Annotated in this window: 2 protein-coding genes and 1 pseudogene; 2 read left to right on the forward strand and 1 reads right to left on the reverse strand. The window is 73.9% G+C overall.

Going from position 1 to position 3,369, the window contains the following annotated elements; all coding sequences use genetic code 11:
- Positions 1-1,300, forward strand: a 1,300-nt coding sequence (locus H5J30_RS23050; RefSeq protein WP_181789293.1) for a helix-turn-helix transcriptional regulator, incomplete at its 5' end; no start/stop codon positions are given.
- An 88-nt stretch (positions 1,301-1,388) separates the two neighbouring features.
- Entirely contained in the window at positions 1,389-2,885 is a 1,497-nt protein-coding gene (locus H5J30_RS23055) for an FAD-binding oxidoreductase (protein ID WP_258563494.1), read from the forward strand.
- Here H5J30_RS23055 and H5J30_RS23060 read toward each other — a convergent pair.
- Positions 2,878-3,369: pseudogene (locus H5J30_RS23060) on the reverse strand (hypothetical protein); the annotation flags it as partial. The gene H5J30_RS23055 and the pseudogene H5J30_RS23060 overlap by 8 nt on opposite strands.

Raw genomic sequence — 3,369 nt, forward strand, 5'->3', positions numbered from 1 at the left:
GTGGACGTACCCGCCGCTGGCGCGGCCGAACGGCAAGCGCGGCGTGCTGCGCCGCAGCGGCATCGGCGCGCTGCTGACGCTGCGCAGCGACCCCTGGCTCGGCCGGGTCGGGGCGCTCGCCGACGACCTCGCCCGCAACCGGCAGGGCGCGGTGGGCCGGGCCAAGCAGACGCTGTGGGACCTCCAGCTCAGCCGTACCGCGGCCTGGACCGACGAGGCGGCCGTCCTCGCGCTGCTCACCCTGGTGTACGCGGGCGAGTCGGACACGGCCGCCGGGTGGTGCGAGCGGCTCATGGCCGAGGCGGGCCGCCGGGCGGTGCCCACCTGGCAGGCGCTGCTCACGGCGGTGCGCGCGGAGACCGCCGTGCGGCAGGGCGACCTGGTCGCGGCGGCGGAGCACGCCCGCGAGGCGCTCACCGTGCTGCCCGCCAAGGCGTGGGGGGTGGCGGTCGGGCTGCCGCTGGGCAGCCTCATCCTGGCGACGACGCGGATGGGCGCGTACGACGAGGCGGCGGGGTATCTCGCCGGATCGGTGCCGAACGCCATGTACGAGAGCTGGTTCGGGCTGCCGTACCTGCACGCCCGCGGCAGCCACCACCTGGCCAGGAACCACGCCCACGCCGCCCTCGCCGACTTCCTGTCCTGCGAGGACCTCCAGCGCGCGTGGGGCGTCGACGTGCCCGGCCCCGTGCCGTGGCGCACCAGCGCCGCGGAGGCGTGGCTGCGGCTCGGCAACCGCGACCGGGCCAAGCAGTTGGCGCACGAGCAGCTGGCCCGCCCCGGTACCGGCAACCCGCGCACCCGCGGCCTGGCGCTGCGGCTCTACGCGGCCGTCAGCCCGCCCAGCCGCCGGCTGCAGTTGCTGACCGAGGCGCTGGAACTGCTGGAGCACACCGGCGACCGCTACGAACAGGCCCGGGTGCTGGCGGATCTCAGCCGTACGCACTACGCGCTGGGCGAGCACCGCAAGGCGCGGCTGCTTTTCCGCCAGTCGCTGCACGTGGCGCACGCGTGCAAGGCCACCCCGCTGGCACAGGAATTGCTGCTGGGCAACAGCGAGGCCGCCGGCGCCGGGCCCCAGGCGGACAGCTCCGCGGAGGTCTCGGAACTGACCGAGTCCGAAAGGCGGGTGGCCTCGCTCGCGGTCATGGGCTACACGAACCGGGAGATCGCCACGCGGCTGTACATCACGCCGAGCACGGTGGAGCAGCACCTCACCCGGGTCTACCGGAAACTCCGCATCAAACGCCGCCAGGACCTGCCCGCGGACCTGTGGATGAATGCCACGCGGGCGGGCTGATACAGGGGGCGGGCAGGGGTTACCGGGAAAGTTCCGGCCCACTTGAATTGCCCGCGATTCCCCGAGTCATCGATCAACAGGAGGAATGTTGCTCAGCAGAAGATCGCTTATCCGGGCCGGCGGCGGCGTCACCGTGGCGGCCGGAGCCGCCACCGTCAGCACCCGTTCGGCATTCGGCGCCGCCGACAAATGGAGCACCCTGCGCAAGATATTGCAGGGCGACGTGGTGCTGCCCTCCGACAGCGGGTACGGCCAGGCGAAGCAGCTGGCGATCGGCCAGTACGACGCCGTCAACCCGCAGGCCATCGCGTACTGCGAGACCCCCGGGGACGTCCGGGCCTGCGTGCTCTTCGCCCAGCACCACGGCATACCGGCCCGGGTGCGCAGCGGCGGCCACAACCTCAACGGCTGGTCCACCGGCGAGGGGCTCGTCGTCGACCTCTCCCGCATCAACCACGCGGCGGTCTCCGGCAGTACGGTCCGCGTCGGCCCCGGTGCCCAGTCCATCGACGCACTCATCGCGCTCAAGCCGTACAACAAGCAGATCGTCACGGGCACCTGCCCCACCGTGTGTCCGGGCGGCTTCGTCTCCGGCGGCGGGATCGGCTTCCAGACCCGCAAGTTCGGCATGGCCAGCGACCGGCTCGTCTCGGCCCGCGTGGTGCTCGCCGACGGCCGGATCGTGCACACCTCCGCGACCCGGGAGCCGGATCTGTTCTGGGCGCTGCGCGGCGGTGGCGGCGGCAACTTCGGTGCGGTGGTGGACTGGGAGGTCCGGCCGCTCGACCAGCCGCAGATGGTCACGTACGACCTGCTGTGGGCCTGGGACCACGCCCCGCAGGCGCTCACCGCGTGGCACGAGTGGTTGCTCGACGCCCCGCGTGCCCTCGGCAGCTGCCTCATCGTCATGCCGCCGTACTCCGCCGCGCCGCTGGTGCGGATCTACGGTGCCCACCACGGGAGTCCGACGGAGCTGGAAGGGCTCCTGGACGACCTCGCCGCCCGGATCGGCGCCCCGCCGATCCAGCGCACGTCCGCGCCGACGGGCTTCTCCGAGGGCATGAAGGAGCTGTACGGCTGCGGCGACAAGACCGACGCCCAGTGCCACCGCGTGGGCACCAGCCCGGAGGCCGCCCTGGGCCGTACGGCATTCCAGCGGCAGAGCTACGTGCTGACGTCCAGGGGGCCCACGGCCGCCGAGTCGGACGCCATCCTCTCGGCCTGGTCCTCGCACGACGCGCTGCTGCACCGCTTCCTCATCATCCAGGCCGGCGGCGGCGCGGCGACGGACCCGGACCGCGGCGACACCGCGTTCGTGCACCGGGACGCCAACTTCCTGACCGGCTTCCAGGGCGGCGCGGACACCGCCGACCTCACCGGCGAACTGGACGGCTGGGCCGCCGCGGGCGCGGCGGCGCTGGCGCCCCTCGCCTCCGGCGCGTACATCAACTTCCCCGGCTCGGTCCGGGTGCCGGACTTCGGACGGGCCAACTACGCCGAGAACCACGGCCGGCTGCTCGGGCTCAAGAAGCGCTACGACCCGCACGGCTTTTTCCGGCACCCGGGCGCCCTCGGGGTCAGCTGACCGGGACGACCGTCTCCACCGTCTCGACGTCGATGTCGGTGGAGCGGACCCGGACCTCCGCCTCCCAGTCGCCGGGCGCCGGCAGCATCAGCCGGTCGGAGACGAAGCGGCCCGGACCCCTGCGTTCGAGCGAGAACTCCAGCGGTCCGGGTCCGCCGTCCGGGAGGCTGAGCGAGACGGACACCTCGGGCACGTTCCAGGGTCTGCCCCCGGCGTCGCGCACCAGCAGCGTCAGCGTGGTCCGCGCGCCGGCCCGGGGTGGTTCGACGGCCAACTCGGCGCTGCCGCCGGTGAGCCGGACCTCGCCGCGGTGGACGGCCTTGCGCTCCGCCGGGCCGGCGGCGGCCGCCCCCGCGGGGCGGGAGCCGGGGGGTGTGGCGGCCAGGACCGCCGTCGCGCCGAGGACCACGGAGGCGAAGACCAGCTCGACGGCCAGCGTCCAGCGGAGCTGGCGCCGCGCGGACTGCTCCTGCTCGGCGGCGGC

Source organism: Streptomyces phytophilus (genome assembly GCF_013870535.1).
In the GTDB taxonomy this organism is placed as follows: domain Bacteria; phylum Actinomycetota; class Actinomycetes; order Streptomycetales; family Streptomycetaceae; genus Streptomyces; species Streptomyces phytophilus.